Origin of the sequence: Candidatus Pandoraea novymonadis, assembly GCF_003004665.1 — a bacterium.
Lineage (GTDB): Bacteria > Pseudomonadota > Gammaproteobacteria > Burkholderiales > Burkholderiaceae > Pandoraea > Pandoraea novymonadis.
On sequence record NZ_MUHY01000003.1, the window covers coordinates 62,403 to 89,153 of the forward strand.

Sequence of the window (26,751 nt, forward strand, 5' to 3'; positions counted from 1 at the left end):
CCATAAGTAGAGTGCAGAGTGACCCTTGCCTATTGGACATTTATGTCACATCTTCCAGGTAACAAGCACTCCTACACTCACTCTCAGTAATAACCACCCGCGCCCTGCGGGTGGCCATCAAGACAATTTGCCGTTTGACGGCACAGAACGGAGAAATTAATGGCGGGTCATTCCAAATGGGCCAATATCAAGCATAAGAAAGCCGCAACTGATGCCAAACGTGGTAAAGCCTGGACACGTGTTATCAAGGAAATCACGGTCGCTGCAAAACTAGGCGGTGGTGATCCTAATAGTAATCCACGCCTGCGTCTAGCCATAGACAAAAGCACAGATGCTAATATGCCAAAAGATAACGTCCAACGCGCCATTCAGCGAGGTGTAGGTAATCTCAACGGCGAAAATTATGAAGAAATCCGTTACGAAGGCTATGGTCTTAATGGTGTCGCAGTGATCGTCGACACGATGACGGATAATCGCACCCGTACAGTCTCCGAAGTTCGACACGCATTTTCGAAGTTTGGAGGCAATATGGGGATGGATGGTTCGGTATCCTTCCTATTTAGACATTGTGGCCAATTTCTGTTCGCACCTGGCACGCCAGAAGATAAGCTCATAGCTACCGCACTCGAAGCTGGCGCCGAAGATATCCTCACGAATGAGGATCGAAGTCTCGAAGTAATATGTCTCCCGAATGATTTTGCCGCCCTAGAGACTGCACTAAAAGCAGCGGGGTTTAAAGCAGAAATAGCCGAGATCATCATGAAACCTCAAACGGAAATAGAATTCACTGGCGAAGATGCACTGAAAATCCAAAAGCTAATCGACGCTCTCGAAAATCTCGATGACGTCCAGGAAGTTTATACAAATGCCATCCTCAGCGTGTGAACCTTGGTAAACGCGGTCCTAGTATTAAATACGCGGTCCTAGTATTAAATACGCGCCAGTCATTTGACTAGGCTCTATTTTTCGGAAAAATTATGAAAATACTTATTATCGGCTCTGGCGGACGCGAACACGCATTGGCCTGGAAACTTCTACAATCGTCACGCATCGAACTTGTTTACATCGCACCGGGGAATGGAGGCACTGCTACCAATCAACGTCTACGCAATGTCCTTATCTCAGATCCCAAAATGCTAGCCGAGTTCGCTCTGCAAGAAAACATCGACTTTACCATCGTTGGTCCAGAAGGACCCCTAGAAGCTGGAATCGTGAATTTGTTTCGTGCTCATGGCCTAAAAATCTTTGGTCCTTCCAAGGAAGCTGCGCAGCTCGAGTCCTCGAAGGACTTTGCAAAAAGGTTCATGAAGCGCCATCAGATTCCGACTGCTGACTACGAAACCTTCTCAGAGGTAAAAAAAGCCCATAAATACATCGACACAAAGGGTGCACCTATCGTCGTTAAAGCCGACGGCCTGGCTGCTGGCAAAGGTGTCGTAGTCGCAATGTCTCTTGAAGAAGCACATGCCGCTGTTGATATGATGCTCGCTGATAACAAGTTTGGGGATGCGGGTGCGCGTGTCGTCATCGAAGAATTTCTCCAAGGCGAAGAAGCGAGCTTCATCGTCATGGTCGACGGAGATCATGTGCTACCGCTTGCCTCATCGCAGGATCACAAGCGCCTGTTCGACAAAGATCGCGGCCCAAACACAGGAGGTATGGGTGCATACTCGCCCGCCCCTATCATTACACCAGAAATACATGCTCGCGTGATGCGCGAAATCATAATGCCGACGGTGCACGGCATGCATGCCGATGGCATTCGCTATACAGGCTTTCTGTACGCCGGACTAATGATCAATTCGCAAGGCAATATTAAAACACTAGAATTCAACTGCCGTATGGGTGACCCTGAAACACAGGTAATCATGGCTCGCCTGAAAGGCGATTTCTCAAAGGTTGTAGAACATGCTATCAGCGGCACACTAAACCAGGTTGAACTCGACTGGGATGATCGCTATGCGCTCGGCGTCGTGCTAGCAGCTCATGGCTACCCTGATATCCCACGCAGGGGAGATCTTATCACTAAAATTCCACCAGAAACCATCAATTGCATAACCTTTCACTCCGGCACAGAATATGCAGATGGAAAACTATCAGTGGCTAGTGGCCGTGTACTATGCATAGTTGGTCTTGGGAAGACGATAAAAGGTGCACAAAGTGCTGCGTATGCGACCGTAAATCAGATTAACTTCGACGGCATACAATATCGCCGTGATATTGGTTATCGTGCCATGGCTCACAAATCATCAAGCGAGCAAGGCAAATAGAAACGCATGAAGCCACCGAGACATCATCCTAATATGTCTAAATACGCTAAAAAAGGACACAAAAGTATGACTGTGCAAGACGATCCGCGCGTCCCCGATACAGATGCAGTACGCGCCTATCTACTCGGGCTACAAGAGCATATTCTCGTCGAACTAGAACGGCTTGATGGCAAATCTTTCTTGCGTGACAACTGGCAATTTCCGTCAGACGCCACTCTACGTGGCGATGGTAGGACACGCGTGCTTGAGGATGGTGACTTCTTCGAACGCGGTGGCGTTAATTTTTCACACGTCATGGGCGACTGCCTTCCACCCTCAGCCAGCGCCACACGGCCAGAGCTCACGGGCCGTGCCTTCGAAGCTCTGGGCATCTCGCTCGTACTCCATCCCCGTAATCCTTATTGTCCAACAGTACATTTCAACGTACGCCTTCTTATCACTACCGCGCCAGGTGAGGCCCTTGTTTTCTGGTTTGGAGGTGGCATAGACCTCACGCCATACTATCCGTTCGAGGAAGATTGTCGTCATTTTCACCAAACCTGTAAGGACACCCTTGATCCATTTGGGAAAGCTCTTTATCCGAACTTCAAAGCTTGGTGCGATGAATACTTCTATTTAAAACATCGCCAAGAACCGAGAGGCATCGGTGGTATTTTCTTTGATGACTTCACAGGCGAAAGTTTTGACGATGCATTTGATGTCATGAAAAGCGTTGGCAACGCATTTCTTGATGCTTATGTTCCAATCGTTGAACGCCGGCGCGGAATACCATACGGCAAGCATCAACGGGATTTTCAGGCTCATCGACGGGGCCGCTATGTGGAATTCAACCTTATGTTCGACCGCGGCACACAATACGGCATTCAGTCAAGCGGTCGCACAGAATCAATTCTGATGTCGATGCCTCCAATCGCGAAATGGCATTATGATTGGCATCCAGCTAAAAATTCGCCTGAAGCAAAGTTATATACAGACTTTCTCATCCATCGAGAGTGGGTCTGAGAATGATGCGGTCATCGGCAACAAACAGCAGGCTGCGTATCGCTGTCCTGGGTGGCACATTCGATCCACCTCATAAGGGTCATCTCGCACTCGGCACGCTATTCGCAAGAAAACTTGTCCTAGATGAACTTATTTTGATGCCTGTGGGAAAGCAGCCTCAAAAGACTCACAGCACTCCAGCCCCTCTGCGCTTAGCGATGGTGCGTTTAGCTGGAAACGACTTAGCCAAAGCTATGCATCACAAAGGTTTATTGACAAAGCTTACCATCAGCACACTGGAAATTGATCAAACTGGACCAAACTATATGGTCAATACTTTGCGAGAATTACGCAAAAAATACGGTACAGAGGCTTCACTATCCCTATTAGTTGGCTCGGATCAATTGATCAGGCTATCTACTTGGTACGCATGGCGCGAATTATTTCAACTTAGCCATATTTGTGCCGCTACCCGTCCCGGTTTTAACTACCATAATGCCCCTCCCGAAGTGCTTGACCAAATCTCCCAACGGAAGTCCAACACCGACAAGATAAAATCTCATTCAAATGGCAATATCCTCATCGACACCTCAATATCTCTGAATATCTCCGCCACTGAATTACGTGGAACATTAGCTAGCGCCAGGCATAATCTCCATCCCCCACAGAACTTACTAGCATCCGTATGGCAGTACATTCAGGATCACCAACTTTACTGTTATTGAAATCTTCCAACCATGTTTACTCTAATCGTATCTAATTGCCACTCCGTTTCTCCATAAAAAATATTATGATAAATATTCGTAAACTGCAGCACCTAATCTTCAATGCCCTGGAAGACGTTAAAGCTCAAGACATCAAAATCTACGACACACAGCACCTGACAGCACTGTTCGATCGATTTGTAATTGCTAGCGGAACTTCAACTCGCCAAACCAAAGCACTCGCGTCCAGCGTACATGACAAAGTTAAAGCCGCTGGTGCTAATATCATCGGTATGGAAGGCACAGATACCGGAGAATGGGTGATAGTCGATTGTGGCGACGCGGTCATTCACATCATGCAACCAGCACTACGCCAGTACTACAATCTCGAGGAAATTTGGGGTGAAAAACCTGTGAACCTGGAGGAACATAGTACCAAGAAAACAACGAAAAATGAGAATAGAGAGCATAATCAGGATCTTTCGTGTATCTAGAACCTATCTATCTCTATCTCCCATGTCAAAACTCATAGTGCTAAAAAATGGCCAAAAATCTCTGACTAAGAGCGAACCAGTGTTACAAAGGACAGGGGATACCAATCTACTCCACACCATATTTCGCAATGAAAGCCTGTCCATAATTATGAACTACTCCATACCAACCTATATCCAGGACACGTAATTCTTTTCTGCCCGCCAAAATAGTGAGCACCAACGAAAAAATCCATCAAACCAAGAAGACATTATCTCACTCCTCTAGGTACCAACGGTGAAGCTATCGGAAAATCCAGTTAATAGGACATTAAGCGAAAATAGTCTAATTTATCAAGAGTATTGGTTAAAACTATTCCGGCATCATCAGACTCACCCCTCTAGAAGAGAGGTCGCAATGTTCCGACAAACAGTTTTTTAGTTCTGGAAATGATCAATTCACGTCATCACCATCTAGCTAGAACATGCATACATTTTTACAGGATAGGAATACCCCTCGCCGCTCACGATGAAAGAGCAACATGCTCCGTCAAAAAACTGAGGGCATAATAACGTCAGCCTCATCTATCACACCTTCGCCATTGCTTATGCACGAAGAAAATATTTTGGTCAACATTACTCCACAAGAAACACGAGTAGCATTGATGCGGTCAGGCGCAGTGCAAGAATTACACATCGAACGCACATTATCACGTGGCCTCGTCGGTAACATTTATTTAGGCAAAGTTATCCGAGTATTGCCTGGCATGCAGTCGGCTTTCGTCAACATCGGATTAGAACGCGCTGCGTTCTTACATGTCGCCGATATCTGGCATCCACGCAATGGCATCGATACAGTCACCCCACAGCCACCCATTGAAAAAACGATTTTTGAAGGACAAACGATCACGGTACAGGTCATTAAAGACCCCATTGGAACTAAAGGTACTCGCTTATCTACGCAAATTAGTATTGCCGGGCGTGCTCTCGTTTATTTGCCACAGAACTCACATATTGGGATTTCGCAACGCATTCCGAGCGAAGCCGAGCGCCAAGTGCTACGTGACAAAATTCAATCATTAGTGCCAAATCATGAGAAAGGTGGTTTTATCGTCCGCACAATGGCAGAAGATGCTGGGGATGCAGAACTGGTAAATGACATTGAGTATCTAAGAAAGTCATGGCAAACTATCGAAGAGGTGGGTTCCAGAAAACCGGCACCCACACTGCTGTACCAGGACCTCAATCTAGCACAACGTGTGTTACGTGATTTCGTGAACGAAGACACTGGGGAAATTCTTGTTGATTCTCGTGAAACTTTCGGACAACTCAGAACATTTGCTGCAGCGTACACCCCAGCCGTGTTAGAAAAACTCACACATTACAGAGGTGAACAACCATTATTTGATCTATACAAGGTCGAAAAAGAAATTGAACGAGTGCTATCACGACGCGTCGATTTAAAATCTGGTGGCTATTTGATCATCGATCAAACAGAAGCGATGACTACGATCGACGTGAATACCGGCTGCTTTGTCGGTGCACGGAATTTCGACGATACCATCTTCAAGACCAATCTCGAAGCATCATTGATGATTGCGCGTCAACTACGACTACGCAATCTCGGAGGCATCATCATCATCGATTTCATCGATATGGAAAACCCCGATCATCGGGACTCAGTATTCACTGAACTCAAAAAAGCACTCGAACGAGATCGTGCCCGCGTCACAGTCAGTAATTTTTCACCGTTGGGACTCGTCGAAATGACACGAAAGCGTACACGAGAATCCCTCGCACATTTGCTGTGCGAACCTTGCGCTGTCTGTTCTGGCAAAGGTCAGGTAAAAACACCAAGCACACTGTGCTATGAAATCCTACGTGAAATCCTACGTGAATCACGCCAGTTCAATCCTCGTGAATTCCGTTTAATTGCTTCACAGGCAATCATAGATTTATTCCTCGAAGAAGAATCCCAACACCTAGCCATGCTCATTAACTTCATTGGAAAACCCATCTCATTACAAGTTGAAGCTTCATTTCATCAAGAACAGTACGATATCATCCTGATCTGATTACCCTCTGCGCGCACTACTTGTGCTTTACTTATTTTCCAGCATCTCACCAATGTCACGTATCCCCAATGAAGAAAGACTTTTCACGCCTAGCGGGCATTCTCTACCTCATACTGCAAAGCAACGTGTTGCACGACGCACCACTTGGATTAGCATTTGGGTTAACATTATCCTCACATGTGCGCAGATGACTATTGGGATAATGGCTCGCTCGCAGGCTCTAATCGCTGACGGGATTCATTCAGTATCGGATATCGTCTCTGATGTTGTGGTCCTCGCAGCAACACGAGGCTGCGAACGTGGACCGGATGAAGATCACCCCTACGGTCACAGCCGCTACGAGAATGCCGCAGGGCTGTTTCTAGGTACACTACTACTAGTTGTCGGAGCGGGCATGCTGTGGCGTGGCATCGATCGCCTACTACATCCCGAAGATATCACATCTGTCTATATCTCAGCATTAATCGTCGCCGGCATTGTACTTCTCACCAAAGAAGCGCTATTTCGCTATATGCTACATGAAGCCCAACGTGTACGCTCAGCCATGCTAGTGGCTAATGCTTGGCATGCACGTTCAGATGCTGCATCATCACTTGTAGTTGCCATTGGGATTCTTGGAAACCTGGCTGGTTACCACCTTCTCGACCCTGCTGCTGCTGCACTCGTTGGCCTAATGATCGGTCACACGGGGTGGAAATTTGGATGGAATTCTCTGCAAGATTTAATTGATCGACGAGCTGATGAGGCCGTGACAGCTCGGATCCGACAGGAGCTACTCGCGACACCTGGCGTACAAGGCCTCGACAAACTACGAACCCGCAAGATGGGCGATCAAGCTCTCGTTGATGTACATTTGCTTGTCGATCCACATATTTCAGTATCCGAAGGTCACTACATCGCCGAAAAAGCGCGCGCAGCTGCGATGACTGATCCGCAAGTGCTCGATGTTCTAGTACATATCGATCCAGAAAGCGATGCAACAGGCACCGCCCAGAAAACATGGCCATCCCGGGAAAGATTAACCGAGGTTACACAAGCTTTGTGTACAAATCATGGGGTCACTCTACTGGCACTCACACCACACTATCTAGACAATGCCATGGAAGTCGATTTGACTTTTGGTCAAGCATCAAAGTTACCAGACGATCAAGCGATAATAGCTCGTGAAGCAGTAACAAAAGCATTAGGTGCAACATTCAACATTCAACGTGTGCGGCCATTACTAGCCCTTGATGAAAGCAATTCAACATCTTAGTAAAACGTTGTTTCGGAGAAAAATGATATTAGACATAGGAATTTCAGTCGTCTTCCATCATTTTGCAAACTTTTCGGTGCTAAAACAGTGGAAAAATTTCACTTCATCTCCGAAAAAAATGTCCTTGCTGATCCCTCTCCGAAATGAGTGGAGCAACACCAATCTCAGTTAACGGCCAATGAATAGCGAGATCCGGATCGTCCCAACGAAGAGAACGTTCGTTTTGTGGCACCCAATAGTCAGTTGTTTTATAACATACCTCCGCATATGCAGAAACCACTAAAAAACCGTGAGCAAAACCTTCTGGAATCCAGATTTGCTTACGGTTTTCCGCACTCAATATTTCGGATACCCATTGACCGTAAGTGGCTGAAGCCGGACGAATATCAACAGCAACGTCGAAAATTACACCCTCCACAACACGCACCAATTTGCCTTGAACCGCATGCTCCACCTGATAGTGCAATCCACGCAGTACCCCTCGCATAGAGCGAGACTGATTATCTTGGACAAAAGTCAGGTCATAACCCAATGCTTTGGAAAAAACATGATGATTAAAACTTTCAAAAAAATATCCACGGGCATCAATGAACATCTTGGGCTCAATGATCTGGACATCCCTAATTTTTGTACGGGTCAGTTTCATGAGATGATCAGCATACGTTATAAATAACCCTTGTCGCACGACATCACAGACACCTATCACCGGTATCTGTCCTTGCTAGCTTCCTATTATGACTTCCATCATTAATCCACTACACAACAATAAGCAACTTCCTCAGGATATGTGATGAAAAGAGGCCTCTATCATATGAATTAATCAAACACCTCCACAAAATGAAGCGCATCTTCCATGAATCAAAATAATGAGAAAATCTCAAATACCTCGAGGATACAAACGTGTTTGCCAGAGAATCTCTCCCATAACATAATTCCTTCCATGCCGAGTGAAATGCGTTACGTCTGGCAAGTAATGCGATTCGCCTGAGCGTTAATAGAACGGACTTGATTCACCCATTCAGTATTCTCCAAGTACCACGCAACTGTCTTACGGATACCTGTTTCAAAGGTCTCGACTGGACGCCACCCAAGCTCGTGATGGATCTTACGCGCATCAATAGCATAACGCTGATCATGTCCCGGACGATCTTTCACGAATGTAATCTGCTCGGTATAGGACTGGCCATCTAGACGTGGTGAAAGTTCATCCAGCAGCTGGCATAACGTTCTCACCACGTCTAGATTCGTTTGCTCGTTCCATCCTCCCACGTTATAAACCTCACCCGGCCGCCCTTTAGACAGCACAGTACGAATTGCTGCGCAGTGATCGCTCACATAGAGCCAGTCCCGCACGTTGCGGCCATCAGCGTAAATCTGCAATGGTTCTCCATGAAGAGCATTGGTAATCACCAAAGGAATCAACTTTTCTGGAAACTGGTAAGGCCCGTAATTATTCGAGCAATTAATTGTGAGCACCGGCAAGCCATAAGTACGATAATAAGCACGCACTAAATGATCAGAACCCGCCTTTGATGCAGAATACGGACTATTCGGCGCATATGGAGTTGTTTCGGAGAATGCAGGGTCGGTTGGACCAAGAGAACCATAAACTTCATCTGTTGATACATGCAAGAAACGAAATACTTTTTTCCGAGTATTACTTTCTAGTCCCTCCCAATACAACCTAGCGGCTTGAAGCATTGTAAAAGTACCAACAAGATTAGTCTGTACAAATGTCTCAGGTGTCGAAATTGAACGATCAACATGGGTTTCTGCCGCAAAATGCAAAACAGCACGAGGCTGATACTCAGCATATAGGGCAGCCAACGCAGCACAATCGCGAATATCAACCTGTACAAAAGAATGGCGTACGTCACCTTCAAGACTAGCCAAATTTTCTAAATTGGCTGCGTAGGTCAGCTTATCAAGCGTTAGCACAGATTCGTCATGCTGTGCTAACCAATCCAACACGAAGTTCGCTCCAATAAATCCAGCACCGCCTGTCACAAATATCATAGAGTTCGAATAAAGTGAAAGAACATTAATTCGATCAAATATCAATACAGCTATGCTTCTTTTTGCGAATATTGAATTCGATGCAAATGTGCGTACAAACTATCATTTGCTAGCAATTGATGATGCGAACCCTGTTCAACGATTCGTCCTCGTTCTAGCACAATAATACGATCAGCTCGCTCGATAGTTGACAAACGGTGAGCAATCACTAACGTGGTCCGTCCTTCCATCAATCGCTCTAATGCCGTCTGCACATAACGTTCGGACTCAGAATCAAGTGCAGACGTCGCTTCATCGAGAATCAAAATCGGTGCGTCCTTGTATATCGCCCGTGCAATCGCCAAACGTTGCCGTTGTCCCCCAGATAAACGCATACCATTATCACCCACGAATGTATGGACGCCATCCGGCATGGCATCGACAGTATTAGCAAGATTGGCGCCGACTAGAGCCGATTGCACGCGTGCCATATCAATAGACTGACCATACGCTACGTTAGCCGCCACTGTATCATTGAATAGGACTACATCCTGACTTACAAAACTAATCTGATGACGCAAATTAGCCAAATGCAGTTCCGTGAGTGGGATGTCATCCAAAAAAATCTGCCCTTGAGTTGGGTCAAAAAAACGCGGCAATAAATTGACTAATGTGGTCTTACCACTGCCAGAAGGACCCACCAACGCAATCATTTCACCAACTTTCACATCTAAAGTAATGTTATCAAGAATCGGCATATCAGCAAAATCATAATAAAAACTAACGCGATTGAACGTCACTCGGCCTTGTGCACGTAAGAAGGTAAGTGTCCCACCAGTGGACTCAATTTCGGTATCGATCAGTTGAAAAATTAGCTCAGCGGCTGTTATGCCACGTTGTAGAGGTTGATTCACATCAATCAAATGCTTAAGTGGAGAGACAACCAACAGCATAGCTGTGACGAATGCCGTAAATCCACCCACCGTCAAAGTGCCCGAGGCTGACTGAAGCATTGCCACAGTAATGATGACTGCCAGCGCAAGCGAGGCGAGTATCTGTGTTATCGGTTGTGCCAAGCCACCTGATACCGATACGCGCATGGCATAGCCTCGCAAGCGCGAAGTCATGCTATCAAATCGTTCTTGTTCGTACGCCTCACCATTGTGAATTTTAACAACTTTATAACCCGCCACCGCTTCTTTAACAACGTATGAGAGCGCATTAGTCAGCGTCTGCTGCTCACGGTTCAAACGACGTAAGCGACGGTTAATCTTGCTAACAAGAAATCCAATAATCGGTAAAATGATTGCTATTACCAGTGTTAAACGCCAATTCAGATAAAAAAGATAACTTAATAAACCGATTACGGTCAGTGAGTCTCGCACCAACGTGATCAACACAGTTGTTAGCACACCAAGAACTTGATTAACCTCAAAAACAATCTGATTTATTAGTGTGCTAGTAGTTTCACGTTGATAAAAAGATGCTGGCGCATGAAGCAAACGCTCGAACATTTTGACACGCAGATCGAGAAGCACGCGGTTCGAAACCCAAGATAGCATGTAATTGGAAGCATACTGGGTCATCGCACGAAAGACAGCGAGAACAACAACGCCTGTCGGGACATACCAAAGCGTCCACGGATCTTGACCAGAGAACCCGTTGTCCATAACAGGTTTTAGCACTCCAGGAATAGCTGCCTCAGAGACAGCCACCATAGCCATTGCCAAAATAGCCATCAACCCCATACCCCAATAGGATTTCAGGTAACCGAACAAACGCTTGAGCGCGGGAACGGTTGGATGTGAAGTAGATGTCATTTTACTGAAATAGCCCAGAAAATAATATTCTAAACCAATGACCATAGCATCAACTACCAACCAATACTGTCAGCGTTGCACCATTTTTTCGGGAGATGATTATCCATCATCCTCTACGATTCACTGGACCGAAAGTGATCACATCTGGTCAAAAGCCAAGCCGATGTGATCACTTCAAGATATATTCTCAGCACCTCACAATCCTATGTAATTAAGAGGTACACAACGAGAGACTTGTCATGACGGCAGCTGATGCTTAATGCTGAAGAGAGTCAAAAAGTCATGTGAATCACTTATAACTGCGGTCGTTAACATGCATATATCATCACAATGTCACCACGTTATCGCAAGTATAAATAACCATCCAAAACATCAGATTCCAAATTTCGGCATCAAGTTATCAATAAATGAGTTGTACAGCACTAGGCGAGAGCCATTCACGTAGCTCTGTGAGCAGCTCGTCACTTGGCAGCACATTCCAATCTTCTCCCAAACGAGACTCACATTCAGCTTGCGTTTGACGATAAATTATGTGTACTGGTAAACCTGTTTTGATCTCGCCGTCGCCACTATTATCATAGCCAACAGCCTTCTCATTGCCATTTCGACATATTGAACAATATGGCTGTAAGGTCGCACGCAAACGCTTCCAATCCGCATTGCCATTAAAAAAAAGCTTTAATGACTTCGCAAATTTCGCACGTGCTCGCGCCAAGTCCATGACACCTGTAGTCGAAAAGCGTAAACCACCAGAGAAACTATCCGGTCGAGCATTTCCGCTTACAATCAGCAACTCATCTTCTTTGAAGAAGTGCTGATTGACTTCGAAATGTTGATTAAAAACGTTGATATCAACCTGCCCTGTCCCATCATCAAGCGTTACAACAACCATCTTGCCGCTCTGGACCAACATTGTACGCAGGTTCGCAATCACACCAGCGATAAGCTTATCTCGCCCTTCAGTCAAATCACGTAACTGAGTATGTACGAAATGACGTACTTCTTCCGCATATGAATCGAACATATGCCCAGACAAATAAAAACCGAGGGCGCCTTTCTCCTCTTTCAATTTTTTCTTATCAGTCCAGAAAGGTTCATTCACCAATTCCAGCGGCGCCAAAATATCTTCACCTAATAGATCAAATAAGCTTGCCTGATTAGCCGATGCATTAGCTTGCTCAGCTGCTTCCATGGCCATTGGCAGTGATGCTATTAACTGCGCACGGTTAGCATTTAATGTATCAAATCCCCCAGCGCGAATAATCGCTTCAATCGTACGACGGCTCACAACTCGCCGATCAATTCGACGACAGAAATCGAATAAATCAACAAAGGGCTTTTCTTCTCTCGCCAGCAAAATTTCTTGAATAGCTGAATGACCACTGCCTTTAATTGCACCTAATCCGTAACGCACCGTTTTAGCATTTGCTGGCTCGAAACGATAAGTGGACTGGTTCACATCTGGCGGGAGTACTTTTAGTTGATTGAAATAACTCAGACAATCATCGTAAAGAATCTTCACTTTATCTGTATCGTCCATGGCCAAGCTCATATTGGCTGCCATGAATGCAGCAGGATGATGTGCCTTTAGCCAAGCCGTGTAGTACGCAAGCAAAGCATAAGCCGCTGCATGCGACTTATTGAAACCATAACCTGCGAATTTCTCCATCAAATCAAATATTTCGTCTGCTTTAGCCGCTGTCAACCCATTTTTATCAGCACCTTCACGGAAAAACTCGCGATGCTTAGCCATTTCGTCAGGCTTTTTCTTCCCCATTGCACGTCGCAATAAGTCAGCACCCCCCAATGAGTACCCCCCAATGATTTGTGCCATCTGCATCACCTGCTCCTGATAGACCATAATTCCGTAGGTCTCTTGCAGCACTAATTCGACGCGCGGATCAGGATATTTGACCTTCTCACGCCCGTGCTTACGAGCGCAAAAGCTTGGAATCAAGTCCATCGGACCAGGACGATACAGAGCAACCAGCGCGATAATATCCTCGAAGCGGTCAGGTCTGGCATCTTTCAGCATGCCCTGCATACCGCGACTTTCGAGTTGAAACACGGCGATCGTATTCGCCTTCTTCAGCAAAGTGAACACAGCAGGATCGCTCAACGAAATATTTTCAAGTGACCACCCGGCCATCTCAGGATGTAACCGCTTTATGTATTTTTCTGTCCAATTTATAATTGTGAGCGTAGTTAGTCCCAAAAAGTCAAACTTCACCAGACCAACAGCTTCAACATCGTCCTTGTCATATTGACTGACGACAGAGCTCGCCCCTTCACCTGAGTTTTGAGCGTATAACGGACAAAAATCGGTAAGCTTACCTGGGGCAATTAATACCCCACCAGCATGCATCCCAATATTACGGGTAAGGCCTTCGACACGCTGCGCAAGTTCGAGCAACTGTTTGACTTCGTCTTCCTTTTGGAATCGCTCCATCAATTGCGGCTCTTCTTTCATAGCGTCATCGATAGTGACTTGTTTGCCAGCCTTAAACGGAATTAATTTCGCGATGCCATCAACGAAATTGTAGCCAAGATCAAGTACGCGTCCAACATCCCTCACAGCAGCTTTCGCAGCCATCGAACCAAATGTTGCGATTTGCGAAACCGCATCGGCACCGTACTTATCCTTGACATACTGGATGACGCGATCACGGCCATCCTGACAAAAATCGATATCGAAGTCTGGCATCGATACCCTTTCTGGATTCAAGAAACGCTCAAATAATAAGTTATATTTCAATGGATCAAGATCAGTAATGCCAAGCGCATAGGCTACCAAAGAACCAGCTCCAGAGCCACGACCTGGACCGACCGGGACTCCATGGTTCTTCGCCCAGTTGATAAAGTCCGCTACGATCAGAAAATAGCCAGAAAAACCCATATTAACAATGATTCCCGTCTCAAAGTTAAGACGCTCATAGTATTCAAAGCACTGCGCTTCTCGTACAGTTTTATCTGGAAATAATTTCACAAGGCGCCTGTCTAAACCTACTTTGGCTAACTGGACTAGGTGCTCATCAAGAGATATGTCATCAGGAGTGGGAAATAATGGCAACTTTGGCTTACCAAGTTCAATTGTAAGATTGCAACGCTTCGCTATTTCAACCGAATTTGTGATCGCCGAAGGTACATCTTTAAATGCCTCAAGCATTTCCGTTTGGGAACGGAAATGCTGATCTCTAGAAAAACGACGCGCTCTACGTTCATTGCCAAGCATTTCCCCTTTCGAAATGCACACACGTACTTCATGTGCAGTGAAATCATCAGCTGTCATAAACTGAATCGGATGCGTAGCAACGACAGGCAATCTAAGAAGAGCAGCTAATTTAACCGCCTCCTGAACATATGCTTCCGTACCAGGCTGACCCGTACGCTGAAGTTCGATGTAAAACGCACCAGGGAAAATTGCGGCCCAATTCTCCGCACACTGTACCGCTAAGTCAAAATTACCAGTGGCGATGGCCTGGCCAACATCACCCATCTGTGCTCCAGACAAGGCCAACAATCCTACCGAAAGACCATCAGTTTTCAACCATGAAGGATCAATTTCCGCACAGCCATGGTATTGATTTGTCAACCAAGCGCGAGAGAGCAACTGACACAGATTCAAATAACCCGTTTGATTACGGACAAGCAACAGCAAACGTGATGGCTTACCTCGGTCAGCAATATTGGTTATCCAAACATCACAACCAATGATCGGTTTAAGGCAACGAGCATGTGCCTTCTGGTAAAAGCGGATGGCACCAAACAAGTTCGCCAAATCAGTCAAGGCTAAGGCACCTTGACCATCCGCTGCAGCGGCCTTGATCACATCATCAAGGCGCACAATGCCGTCAGCTATTGAGTATTCTGAATGGATGCGGAGATGTACAAAGCGAGGTTCTGACATAGTGCTATTTTAACGTGACGGAAACTTGTCAGTCTCCCCCACAGTTGAAAATCAAATCTATCCAACCCATTGGTTAGATAATTCCGAAAAATCCAGGTAAGTTCTACACCTCATTCGTCGTGATCAGCGATAATGGCAATTTATTATATTGATGATTTTCTATCATGCCCATCGTTAATATCGCTGCGTACAAATTCGTCACGCTCGACGACATCGAAACGCTTCGCCTATTATTGCTAGCCCGTTGCGAATCCCTCGAACTAAAGGGTACTATTTTGCTAGCCCCAGAAGGAATTAACCTCTTCCTCGCCGCTGAACGTAGCCAGATTGACTCATTCTTCACCACGCTCCGTACCGACGAAAGATTTACTGATATACAGGTCAAAGAAAGTTTATCGGACAATCAACCATTCCGCCGCATGCGCGTGCGTCAGAAAAAAGAAATTATCACTATGAAAATGCCTCTCATTAAGCCTGCCGACGGCCGGGCCAAAAGTATCGATCCAGCCACAGTGAAACGGTGGCTGGACGCAGGTTTTGATGATGCAGGCCGACCAGTTGTAATGCTAGACACACGCAACAGCTTTGAAGTCAATGTCGGCACTTTCGAAAACGCCGTCGACTACAAACTCACGAAGTTCTCGGAATTTCCAGACGCCATTGCCAAACACAAAGCAGATTTCGAAGGAAAAACGATTATATCTTTCTGCACTGGTGGAATCCGTTGTGAAAAAGCCGGGATACACATGCGTAACATCGGCCTGACAGAGACGTACCAACTTGATGGCGGAATCCTCAAATATTTCGAAGATATTGGTGGTGCTCATTACAACGGGGACTGTTTCGTATTTGACTACAGAACAGCACTAACACCAAATCTTGTGCCATCTGAAAAATCCTAATACTTCAGGCATCTCACGCAATTATGCTTTTTTTGAATAGCAAATATCCATTAACAAAGTATTTTTCGCCCATCGGAATGTGAAAAAAATTAAGCAAGCAACTTCAAGATCAAAAAGCTCTAAAAGCAAATTTTGCTATTGGAAAAACAAAAATTAAGAATATGTTAAGGATCCACCTTGCGAGGAAAACCAGCCAACAATGCCGATACTTGGCGCTTTTGACCTTTTTTTTTCAATGATGTCCCAAAACCGCAAGCAAAAGCAACAGGATCAGATGTTGCTTTACCCACCTTGTCTGAGATCAAGGAAGGTTGATAAGGTTTGTAAAAGAATTCATCTTCCGGACGCACGAGATGTCGAGTTTCCGACAGTGATAAGCGTCTGGTTTTCATATCGACTTTGGCGATCGTCGCCATAGGTCTTGCATCCATGCCGTCTACATCCTTATCGCGCAAAAAACAAACAGGCTCCAGCAGTGGTTCAGCACGCTTTAACGCGCGTTTAATCAGCTTTTCAATCTCTGCTAAATACTTGCGCTCATTCGATGAGCACAGCGAAATTGCCATACCCGCCGCACCTGCCCGTCCCGTACGACCAATACGGTGAATATAGTCCTCAGGACTATATGGAAGATCGTAGTTAATTACACCAGGCAGATCAGAAATATCGATACCCCTAGCTGCCACATCTGTAGCAACAAGCACCTGAATCTCACCCTTTTTAAAGGCCTCAAGCACTTGGATCCGTTCGAGTTGAGACCTATCACCGTGAATAGCGGAGGCAATCACTCCATCGCGCCCAAGTTGACGCGTCAGACGGTTGGCTCCGATTTTACTATTCACAAATATTATGACTTGCTTGAAATCAAATTTATTAAGAATATTCACGACAGCGGAACACTTAGCTCTTTCATCAATCTCATACACAACCTGTTCAACGGTGTCAGCTGTGGAATTTCCACATGTAACCTCGATCGTCAGTGGATCCAACAAATAACCGGACGCTAGTTTTTTGATTTCGTTTGAAAAAGTAGCCGAGAATAGTAAAGTCTGGCGTTGTTTCGGCAGCAGATTCAGAATGCGATGCAGGTCGGGCAAAAAACCCATGTCAAGCATGCGATCAGCTTCATCCAACACAAGCATCTTCACTTGGCTTAAATTTACCGTTTTCTGTTGCACGTGATCGAGTAATCGGCCCGGAGTGGCAATCAGAATCTCAACACCTCGACGTAAGACATCAATCTGGGTATTCATACCCACACCACCGAACACAGCGGCATTACGAATCAACGTGTGTTTGGCATACGCTCTGACGTTCATGGCAACCTGGTCAGCCAATTCTCGTGTTGGAGTCAAAACCAATGCGCGCACAGGATGTCGCGCGGGCGATGCGCTATTGTTTGCATCAGACAGAAGCCGCTGGATGATTGGCAACAAAAAACTGGCAGTCTTTCCCGTTCCTGTTTGAGCTGCGCCGATCATATCACGACCAGACAACGCCACAGGAATTGCCTTTGCTTGAATTGGTGTCGGCTTGGAGTACCCTTGTTCAGAAAGGGTGCGCAAAATATCTGGATGAAGCCCGAAGCTCACAAAATCAGCAGTTGAAAGAGAATTGGCTTCAGCCATTATGAATGGTAAATGTCTTTTAGATGGAGAACAACACGTGGACACCACGCTAGCATAGTTGCTCGTATATTAATTAAGCCAAGAAGTGAATAAAATATTTGTAATCTGCAGGTGCCGCTCAGCTCAGCAAGCCTGTCCGTCCAAACGCCGGACGTAACGGTCACTATCAATCAATCCCGGCGAAGAAAACAGGAACACACGTCATTGTAACACTAGAACAATCTTTAAATAGAGCACCTCGCGAATACAGCTCTAGCATCTATACAAAAAAATATTCCAATATTGCCAGTGATATCAGATTAATTCATCCAACTAAAGTACGTTTAATCTCGAAAAACCACCTATTAGGTTACATTCTCACCGTGTATATATACAAAGTAAGGAAAATAAACGATTGGGATTTTGCAGACAATGAATACAAAAAATCCTCTGTATAAAAATCCAAACTAACGAGCTATGGAGGTAAGAGTTTTAACACCATGTCCATGAAAATTATATTGTGAATATAATTTAATTAACCCAACGTAAAAGCCACGCTTTTGCTATTACTAGCTATCAATATATCGTTTGCCAGCGAGCAAAACCAACGCCACTAAAGTAAAATTCCAGATGAGACATCTACTAGAACCTAAACCCTAGCTCTGATTAGCCATCCTGTGCTCTATGAGCCGTCAGAACAATGCTTGCGTCCATTTCCTCCGAATTGTCTGGCTGCCCCCTTGCTTGTAAAGGAATCGTCCCATGAATGCAAACCCCAAGTTTCTCTCAGCAAATGCACGCGTCGATGAAGCTGCGATCGCACCATTCCCTAATTCACGAAAGATTTATGTTGAAGGCTCTCGACCTGACATTCAAGTACCGATGCGTGAAATCTCACAGGCTGATACACCAAGCAGTTTCGGCGGCGAAAAAAATCCACCTATCTTTGTCTACGATACCTCTGGTCCATACACTGACCCGAATGCCAAGATTGACATCCGTTCAGGCTTGCCTGCTATGAGGACAAAGTGGATTGAGGAGCGAAACGACACTGAAATTTTGCCAGCCCTCACCTCGTCATTCGGTCGCGAACGTGCCTCAGATGCTAAAACTGTAGAACTACGATTTCCCGGACTTCATCGTACCCCTCGTCGTGCAAAACCTGGCCAAAATGTGACACAGATGCATTACGCACGGCATGGAACCATCACGCCAGAAATGGAATATATTGCCATCCGTGAAAATCTACGCCGTGAAACTTATCTTGAAACCCTGTATAACTCCGGCCCACAAGGTAAGCGCCTAGCTAAGCTGATGACGCGTCAGCATCCTGGACAAAATTTCGGTGCCAACTTAACAACAGAAATCACTGCAGAGTTTGTCCGTTCAGAAATCGCTCGCGGTAGCGCCATCATCCCAAATAATATCAATCATCCAGAATTGGAACCGATGATCATCGGTCGAAACTTCCTCGTAAAGATAAACGCCAACATCGGCAATTCGGCCATCACTTCATCGATCAGTCAAGAAGTTGACAAAATGACCTGGGCAATCCGGTGGGGTGGTGACACAGTCATGGACTTATCAACGGGTAAGCACATCCATGAAACACGTGAATGGATCATTCGCAATAGCCCTGTGCCCATCGGCACAGTACCCATTTATCAGGCATTGGAAAAGGTAAACGGCAAAGCTGAAAATCTCACTTGGGATATCTTCAGGGACACCCTGATCGAACAAGCCGAACAAGGAGTCGATTACTTTACAATCCACGCAGGCGTCCGCCTACCCTATGTGCCAATGACTGCAAGCCGCATGACGGGCATCGTCAGTCGTGGTGGCTCAATCATGGCAAAATGGTGTCTAGCGCACCATCAGGAAAGCTTCTTGTATACACACTTTGAAGACATCTGTGAGATCATGAAATCTTACGATGTAGCCTTCTCACTCGGCGATGGTCTACGCCCAGGATCAATTTATGATGCCAACGATGAAGCTCAATTATCTGAACTCAAAACACTTGGTGAGCTAACCCAAGTCGCGTGGAAGCATGATGTACAAGTCATGATCGAAGGTCCTGGCCACGTGCCGATGCAACTGATCAAAGAAAACATGGATCTCCAGCTTGAGTATTGTGATAAAGCCCCATTCTATACACTCGGTCCATTAACAACGGACATTGCACCGGGCTATGACCATATCACATCAGGGATTGGTGCGGCAACCATCGGATGGTATGGGACAGCCATGCTATGCTATGTAACACCAAAGGAGCATCTCGGGTTACCCAACAAGGATGATGTAAAGGAAGGTATCATCACATATAAGCTCGCTGCACATGCCGCCGATCTAGCAAAGGGACACCCTGGCGCACAAATTCGTGACAATGCTCTGTCCAAAGCTCGCTTCGAGTTCCGCTGGGCAGATCAATTCAATCTTGGACTCGATCCAGACAAAGCTCGTGAATTCCATGACGAAACGTTGCCAAAAGATTCGGCTAAAGTAGCACATTTCTGCTCGATGTGCGGTCCTCATTTTTGTTCGATGAAAATCACACAAGACGTTCGCGACTATGCAAAAAAACAAGGTCTCACTGAAGAATTTGCGCTGAAGCAAGGTATGGAGGCCAAAGCGGTGGAATTCATCACACAAGGCGCTGAGATTTATCAACGCACATAACTACCGGAAAAAATGAACGCAATAAATCAACCTTCAATATGAAGGTTGATTTCAAAAAGATGCCATCAGCATAAACAAGCTATCTATAAAAATAATCGAACAGATAATCAATCTTCAAACATTACATCACTATTCTCTCGGCACAAGACCAAAACTAACAACCTTCTAAGACCAAAAACGCCTCTCGGAGACGCACAGACAAGCCACCATCACGCCGTGCCGACCTACCTAAAGCCGAGGCTAAAACTGTCCAAGGTGCATATATCATCACCTGTTTTCGCGCACGAGTAATCCCGGTATAAACAAGCTCTCGAGTCAAAATTCGATTATCTTGCTCCGGCAGAACAATCGCTACACGCTCAAACTCTGAACCTTGTGATTTATGTATAGTCATTGCAAAAGCAGTCTCATGCGCCGGCAAACTTGCAGGCGAATAAAGTCGATAGCCACCTCCATCCGCCGTCGCAAATGCGACACGCAGCAAACCCTTTGGACCCAACGGCAACGCAATGCCAACATCTCCGTTAAAAAGCATCAATCGATATTCATTCTGTGTGATCAACACTGGTCTACCAACAAACCATGTGTGACTACCCATTCCCCCATCCATCATGAAGTCAGCCTGAGCAGCCAATAACGCCGCGAGCTGTTTATTCAGAACTTCTACGCCACGCCACCCTCCTCTGGTAGCACACAAAACTCGGAAGCGTCCAAATGCAGTAAACACTGGTGTAACAATTTCCGCGATACGTGATGATGTCTCCGTAGACCCTTCTGCTGAGACATCAATTTTTTTGGATAAGGCGATGGAATGCGACAACACACTGAGATAGTTTGCATAACAAGACACGATATCATTCAAGTGATGCCTAGATAATTGGAAGCCACTATCTTCGAACAAACGGACGAGATCGTCTTTTAGATTATTCTGATTCTCGAATGTCTTTTGTGGTGTAAACATCCCGGGAATCGACGATGAATCAACATCATCGACAGCATCTGGAACCAATTCAAGCCGTGCATCAGCTATACGACCTAGTTTAATCGCCGTTGCTAAGCGTCCAATAGCAGACGAAGCACCAAAACGATAATTCCGTTCGAGCCAAACTACAGAATCCTCCATCACCAAGGATGGCCGATTCCTCGATTCTTCAAAAGACAACATCGGTTTCATCACCTCAGGCCAATCGAGTACCTGCATAAATTTTCTCTGCATATCCAACGAAAACCTGCACACAGCACTTAACTCAGCAAACACGGCCCCCGCTTCCACTGCCGCCAGCTGATCCTTGTCACCCAACATCACAAGATGAGTCTCATTAGACATCGCTTCTAGCAATTGTGTCGCCATTGGCAAGTCCACCATGGAGGCTTCGTCAATAATGATTAAGTCATAAGGTAAGGGATGCTGTGCATCATAACGGAATCGACGCTCAGGATTCCTGACAGTTTCTGGCAACAGACCTAGCAAGCGGTGTAGTGTTAATGCTTTTTTCGGCAATGCAGCTCGCACATTTGAGAGTAGATCATCACGCGCAGTCATTGCCTCTTGCATGCGCTGCGCGGCTTTCCCTGTCGGCGCTGCCATCGCAACACGTAGATCAGGCTGACGTTCAAGTAAACAGCCCAGAATACCAACTACCGTAGTAGTTTTACCAGTACCCGGCCCACCACTTAAGACAACAAAACGCCTTTGCATCGCTAATACAGCGGCTGCCATCTGCCAGTTCAACTCATACACGCTTTCTGTATTATGAATCACGCTATTGCCGAAGTAGCGATACAAATTCGTTTTATCCTCAGAAGTCAAGCTCGCATCATTGCCATGTCTCGAATATAAACGACTGGCCAGTGCAGCTGCCAATCTAGCTTCATAGCGATAATAGCGTGCCAGATAAAGGCGATCATCATTGTCAAGTACTAAGGGGTATGCATCTTCACTACTATCCATAGCTGCCGGTATCGCACGGACGCACAAACCACTGACGATTAACGATTCACGCCACACTGACAATGCTGCAGCTTTGTCAGGAAATAATTCTCCATTCAACTGTTCATCTAAAAAATTTGCCAACGGGACACAAACATGTCCGTCGGCGGTTGCTTGGCTCACCGCTAATGACATATGCCAAATGCGTTGACAAACCAGATCAGAAGCTCCATTGCCATGCGCCAATAACATCATACGACGTGCAAATCCATCCGCGAGCCAATTCGTGGTAATGTCAGTCTTTCGCTCTAAAAAATTGATATTCATAGCATATTGCGATCAAGCAATTTCTCGGAAAGCATGCTATCGCTATCTGCAGACTTGAACAATCTATCAAGAGCATCAACAAATCGCCATGTTGGTTTATCAAAGTAGACCCCTGCCGGCAAGAGATTCTCATCGCTTTTCACCCTCCAACTGGGCCGCACACCACGCACGAATAGATATAAGCTCCCCGCGATATCACGACAATAATCGTAATTAGGCAATCTCCGTTTTAAATAACGATGCAACGCCAGCGTATATAGAAGATATTGCAAATGATAACCATATTCTCCCATGGCTTTTTTTACGCTTTCCATTCCATAGCACTCTGGCGAAATACCAAGGTAATTGGATTTCCAATCGAGGATCCACCAGCGCCCTTCATGAACAAATACAAGATCAATAAAACCTTTGATGTAACCCTGAAGGGTCCGAGTATCAAGTGAAATATCAGGATAACCATGTTGCTTAAGCAACGTGCGCAATGCATCAAATCGCACATTTTGTGCAGGGTAAATGAATTCTATTTCTGTCAACCTATCCGATAAACCAATATCGGCCAACCGCAGATTTGGCCGTATCTCCGTATATACCGTGTCTTCTAACACACGCATCATCATAGAATGCCAGACTTCAACGTTATCGCAACTTGATGCAGGAGGCGTCTCACGCATCACCTGATTGATTGTATTCGCCCAAGATGCAGGATCCTGAAAATCAGCCAACTCAAACAATCGATGCAACGATGTTCCCGCCACTAGGCCTCGCGGAAAAAAAAGAATATCTTCAGCCGGTAATGCAGCAACCTCATTATGAGGAAATAACCATGACGATGGCTCGATATTGACCTGCTCATCATAATCTGGTCTGATACGATCAAGTGTATACACGTGGTCATCAACACCCGACTGTATTCGAGTGTTGACACTAGCAAGTATTCCGGAAAAGCTATCGATACGCCAGACCTCACGTAATGTGCGATGGTTCACACGAGCCATAAGTGGCGCCTCTGTTGAGCTTTTGATACGCAATTGATTCTGTACATTGGCCGCTATAGGTATCGGCAATACATCAATGGGAGCACCAGAAAACCTACGCCAGGCTGCACTGATGACTTCCGATGACATCTTCCCTGCCGCCCAATCTTCAAAGGAACAACCAGCGCCAGCTACAAGCCAGTTGAGCATGCTACTACAAGCCTCTTTAGTCGTATTGCGAGACTTATATAGACCTGCCACGATGTAGCAACGATGTACAGCACGTGTCAATGCAACATAGAACAATCGCACTTGTTCTGCTGACTTTTCTCGTCGCAGCAACGCTGATGCACCCACAACGGAACCATTTTCGCAGAAGTCAATGACATTATTATTAGAACTATCATGGTATTCAAAACCCAACATCCCAGAAGAATCAGATATGGCACTGTCCCACAGGAACGGACAGAAGACAATCTCGTACTCGAGTCCTTTAGACTTATGTACTGTCACGATCTGCACCAAATTCTGATCAGACTCCAAACGTAATTGTGTTTCTCCAACACTATCTGCTACACGCTGAGACACCAACCAGCGTGACAAAGAACACATCACTGGCCGCTCTTCCCAGCGTACTTGCAATAGTTCTGCCAAATGCATGTAGTTCGTTAAGCGACGCTCACCGCCAAGGCTGGCAACAAGTCGAGCAGCCAACCCAAGCTCACGCATGAATGTCCTCCACATGATAGCGAATCCATGCTCTATCCAGCATTGATGGTAACGTTGTAACCGCTCAATCCACGTAATCACTTCCTCATCTGAGGCTTCAGTATTCTGAAGTCGATACAAAGCATTCGCATCAAGCCCTAACAGTTCTGTTGACAACGCCACCCACAAAGCACGAATATCACCTGGCGCTTCAATCGCCTGCAGCACACGCAGCATTGAATCAGCCTCGTCACTAACAAAAACGGAGACTTGGACCAATTCCACACTCTTGATTCCATAAGTCGCCAATGTTGATTTGATCTGGCCGCCCTGATGGTGTGTCTGTACAATTACGGCAATATCTCCTGGATGTAATGGACGATCTCCTAGAGTCACAGGGCCTTTGGAAGTATCGAATAATAATCGAGCAATCTCAAATGCTGTAGCACGCGATGCCGCTTCCTCTGCCTGCTCCTTCGTTAAAATCGACTGGGAATTTGCTGTAGCGCCTTCATTTTCGAGCACAATCTCCGGCAAGGTCCATACAATGAAGTCCGCTACCTGTGAAATATCATGCAAAAGTGGACGGGTGCGATGGCATGCACTTACTCGTGAATATTCCAATCCGTCAAGAATAAACGCCTTTGGATTTGTTTCGAAAAAGCGGTTACAGGCTGCAACCATTGGCGTCGTAGAGCGTTGATTAACTGCAAGCGTATAAGCAGTATCCGAATCGTCTCGAGCCAAAAAATAAGTATGGAGATCTGCTGCCCGAAAACTATAAATAGCCTGTTTCGGATCACCCACCATAAACATCGGACCACGCACAGGATACCCTTCCAGTTCGCCATATAGACAACTAAAAATATCGAATTGTAAAGGTTCAGTATCTTGAAATTCATCAATTAAAGCAGCTGGATAGCGTGAACGAAGCACTTTAGTTAACGCAGTATGCTGTCTGAGCGCAGAACGAACATTACTGAGCAAATCGTCGAACGATACCATGCGAAGCATACGTTTACGTTCTTTCAGCGCTTCTGGCGATAGCATGATCCATCCCCGCAACAATTTTAGCCAGCTTAGCTTATGCGCAGTATCCATCGCAGATCGTAACAATAATAAGGCCTCTGCCGATCGAAAAAATAAATGTTCTGGCGGCTGATGCCCTTTTTTACAGCCTTTGATGAGCCGTTCTTTACTCAACAATGTTGCTTTATCATGCAGCAGTGCGGAAGGATCGTTCGCACAGAAGTAACAATCCCACGCGGAAATCGATTGCGCCAAAGAAACTGCGTTATAAATATTCGCCTTAAAAAACGGAAGTGCCTCCCGCATAAGAACCTCGACATCCAACGCACAACTTTTCCACAATACGCGCGCCTCTTCGTAGTGATTCGCCAGCATATGGCTCGATGAGTCCAGCCTGTGAAGCTGAGTCACATCATCGATCCCTTCAGGCCAGTCTAAAATTGCCATTGGCTTTTTCAGGCGACGCTCCAACTGTTCCATCAACGTATGCGGAGAATATTTTTTGTCGACAAGCCACGCCGCAAAAGTTATATCAACTGATGCAACTGGCTCAATCGTAGTACGCCAATAGTCAACAGCAAGATCCTGGCGTACAGCACTATCGTCAGGGGTAAGTTCACAGATAAACGGCAATCCTGCAGAAAATGGCACCTCCGCAAGCACTCGTTGACAAAATCCATGAATTGTATAAATAGCTGCTTGATCAAAGCTAAACAACGCTGCTTGTAGTCGTTGACGAATGAGTTTTACGGTCAACTCACCACGTTTAATCAATCCTACAATTAGCCTAGCTATTAACGGATCATCGGAGACATTCAGATCACAGTTATCGATACCCTCATCATCCGATTCAATTTTTCCATCGACCAAGAAGGTTGACATTGCCTCTACGAGGCTTGACAAGCGTGACCGGATCCTGTCACGCAACTCCGCTGTCGCAGCATTAGTAAAGGTAACCACGAGAATTTTTTCGACCGGGAATCCTTTTTCCAACAAAAGACGCACATATAGTACGCAGATATTCCAGGTTTTACCTGTGCCGGCAGAGGCCTCTATCAAACTCCAACCTTCGAGTGGACAATCGAACACATTGAGTTCGGAGAACGAATTCATGATCC

The 26,751-nt window shown here is 45.8% G+C and carries 15 protein-coding genes and 1 pseudogene; 9 read left to right on the plus strand and 7 right to left on the minus strand.

Annotated features, from left to right (window positions below; genetic code table 11):
- Window positions 1-159: 159 nt before the first annotated feature.
- From BZL35_RS04295 to BZL35_RS04325, 7 genes are all read left to right on the plus strand, one after another.
- On the plus strand, window positions 160-885 hold the full coding sequence (locus BZL35_RS04295; protein ID WP_106183016.1) for a YebC/PmpR family DNA-binding transcriptional regulator: 726 nt from the start codon (window positions 160-162) through the stop codon (window positions 883-885).
- Window positions 886-977: 92 nt separating this feature from the next.
- Window positions 978-2,270, plus strand: a complete 1,293-nt coding sequence (gene purD / locus BZL35_RS04300; protein WP_106183017.1) for a phosphoribosylamine--glycine ligase — start codon at window positions 978-980, stop codon at window positions 2,268-2,270.
- A 66-nt stretch (window positions 2,271-2,336) separates the two neighbouring features.
- Window positions 2,337-3,272: an oxygen-dependent coproporphyrinogen oxidase gene (hemF, locus tag BZL35_RS04305; protein WP_106183018.1), complete on the plus strand. Its 936-nt coding sequence runs from the start codon at window positions 2,337-2,339 to the stop codon at window positions 3,270-3,272.
- Between the two features lie 2 nt (window positions 3,273-3,274).
- Window positions 3,275-3,976 carry a nicotinate-nucleotide adenylyltransferase gene (locus BZL35_RS04310; protein ID WP_106183019.1) on the plus strand — a complete coding sequence of 234 codons (702 nt, stop codon included), beginning with the start codon at window positions 3,275-3,277 and terminating at the stop codon, window positions 3,974-3,976.
- A 68-nt stretch (window positions 3,977-4,044) separates the two neighbouring features.
- On the plus strand, window positions 4,045-4,449 hold the full coding sequence (gene rsfS, locus BZL35_RS04315; RefSeq protein ID WP_106183048.1) for a ribosome silencing factor: 405 nt from the start codon (window positions 4,045-4,047) through the stop codon (window positions 4,447-4,449).
- Window positions 4,450-5,033: 584 nt separating this feature from the next.
- Complete coding sequence (gene rng / locus BZL35_RS04320) at window positions 5,034-6,500, plus strand: ribonuclease G (RefSeq protein ID WP_106183049.1); 1,467 nt, start codon at window positions 5,034-5,036, stop codon at window positions 6,498-6,500.
- A gap of 52 nt (window positions 6,501-6,552) precedes the next feature.
- On the plus strand, window positions 6,553-7,755 hold the full coding sequence (locus BZL35_RS04325) for a cation diffusion facilitator family transporter (RefSeq protein ID WP_106183020.1): 1,203 nt from the start codon (window positions 6,553-6,555) through the stop codon (window positions 7,753-7,755).
- A gap of 103 nt (window positions 7,756-7,858) precedes the next feature.
- Here the strand turns inward: BZL35_RS04325 and rfbC are convergent, their stop codons facing one another.
- From rfbC to dnaE, 4 genes are all read right to left on the minus strand, one after another.
- Entirely contained in the window at window positions 7,859-8,401 is a 543-nt protein-coding gene (rfbC, locus tag BZL35_RS04330) for a dTDP-4-dehydrorhamnose 3,5-epimerase (protein WP_106183050.1), read from the minus strand.
- Window positions 8,402-8,712: 311 nt separating this feature from the next.
- Window positions 8,713-9,771 carry a dTDP-glucose 4,6-dehydratase gene (gene rfbB / locus BZL35_RS04335; RefSeq protein WP_106183021.1) on the minus strand — a complete coding sequence of 353 codons (1,059 nt, stop codon included), beginning with the start codon at window positions 9,769-9,771 and terminating at the stop codon, window positions 8,713-8,715.
- 50 nt (window positions 9,772-9,821) lie between these two features.
- Window positions 9,822-11,570, minus strand: a complete 1,749-nt coding sequence (gene msbA, locus BZL35_RS04340) for a lipid A export permease/ATP-binding protein MsbA (protein WP_106183051.1) — start codon at window positions 11,568-11,570, stop codon at window positions 9,822-9,824.
- A gap of 400 nt (window positions 11,571-11,970) precedes the next feature.
- Window positions 11,971-15,477 carry a DNA polymerase III subunit alpha gene (dnaE, locus tag BZL35_RS04345; RefSeq protein ID WP_106183022.1) on the minus strand — a complete coding sequence of 1,169 codons (3,507 nt, stop codon included), beginning with the start codon at window positions 15,475-15,477 and terminating at the stop codon, window positions 11,971-11,973.
- Between the two features lie 164 nt (window positions 15,478-15,641).
- Between dnaE and BZL35_RS04350 the strand changes: the two are divergent.
- Window positions 15,642-16,367: pseudogene (locus BZL35_RS04350) on the plus strand (sulfurtransferase); the annotation flags it as partial.
- A 176-nt stretch (window positions 16,368-16,543) separates the two neighbouring features.
- Here the strand turns inward: BZL35_RS04350 and BZL35_RS04355 are convergent.
- Window positions 16,544-18,007 (minus strand): DEAD/DEAH box helicase, encoded by a 1,464-nt coding sequence (locus BZL35_RS04355; protein ID WP_106183024.1) that lies wholly within the window; start codon window positions 18,005-18,007, stop codon window positions 16,544-16,546.
- A gap of 741 nt (window positions 18,008-18,748) precedes the next feature.
- On the opposite strand from BZL35_RS04355, the gene thiC reads away from it, so the two are divergent.
- Window positions 18,749-20,665 (plus strand): phosphomethylpyrimidine synthase ThiC, encoded by a 1,917-nt coding sequence (gene thiC / locus BZL35_RS04360; protein WP_106183025.1) that lies wholly within the window; start codon window positions 18,749-18,751, stop codon window positions 20,663-20,665.
- Between the two features lie 154 nt (window positions 20,666-20,819).
- On the opposite strand, the gene recD is transcribed toward thiC, so the two are convergent.
- Window positions 20,820-22,922 (minus strand): exodeoxyribonuclease V subunit alpha, encoded by a 2,103-nt coding sequence (gene recD, locus BZL35_RS04365; RefSeq protein ID WP_106183026.1) that lies wholly within the window; start codon window positions 22,920-22,922, stop codon window positions 20,820-20,822.
- Complete coding sequence (gene recB, locus BZL35_RS04370) at window positions 22,919-26,746, minus strand: exodeoxyribonuclease V subunit beta (RefSeq protein ID WP_106183027.1); 3,828 nt, start codon at window positions 26,744-26,746, stop codon at window positions 22,919-22,921. Before recB ends, recD begins: the two co-directional genes overlap by 4 nt.
- Window positions 26,747-26,751: the final 5 nt, after the last annotated feature.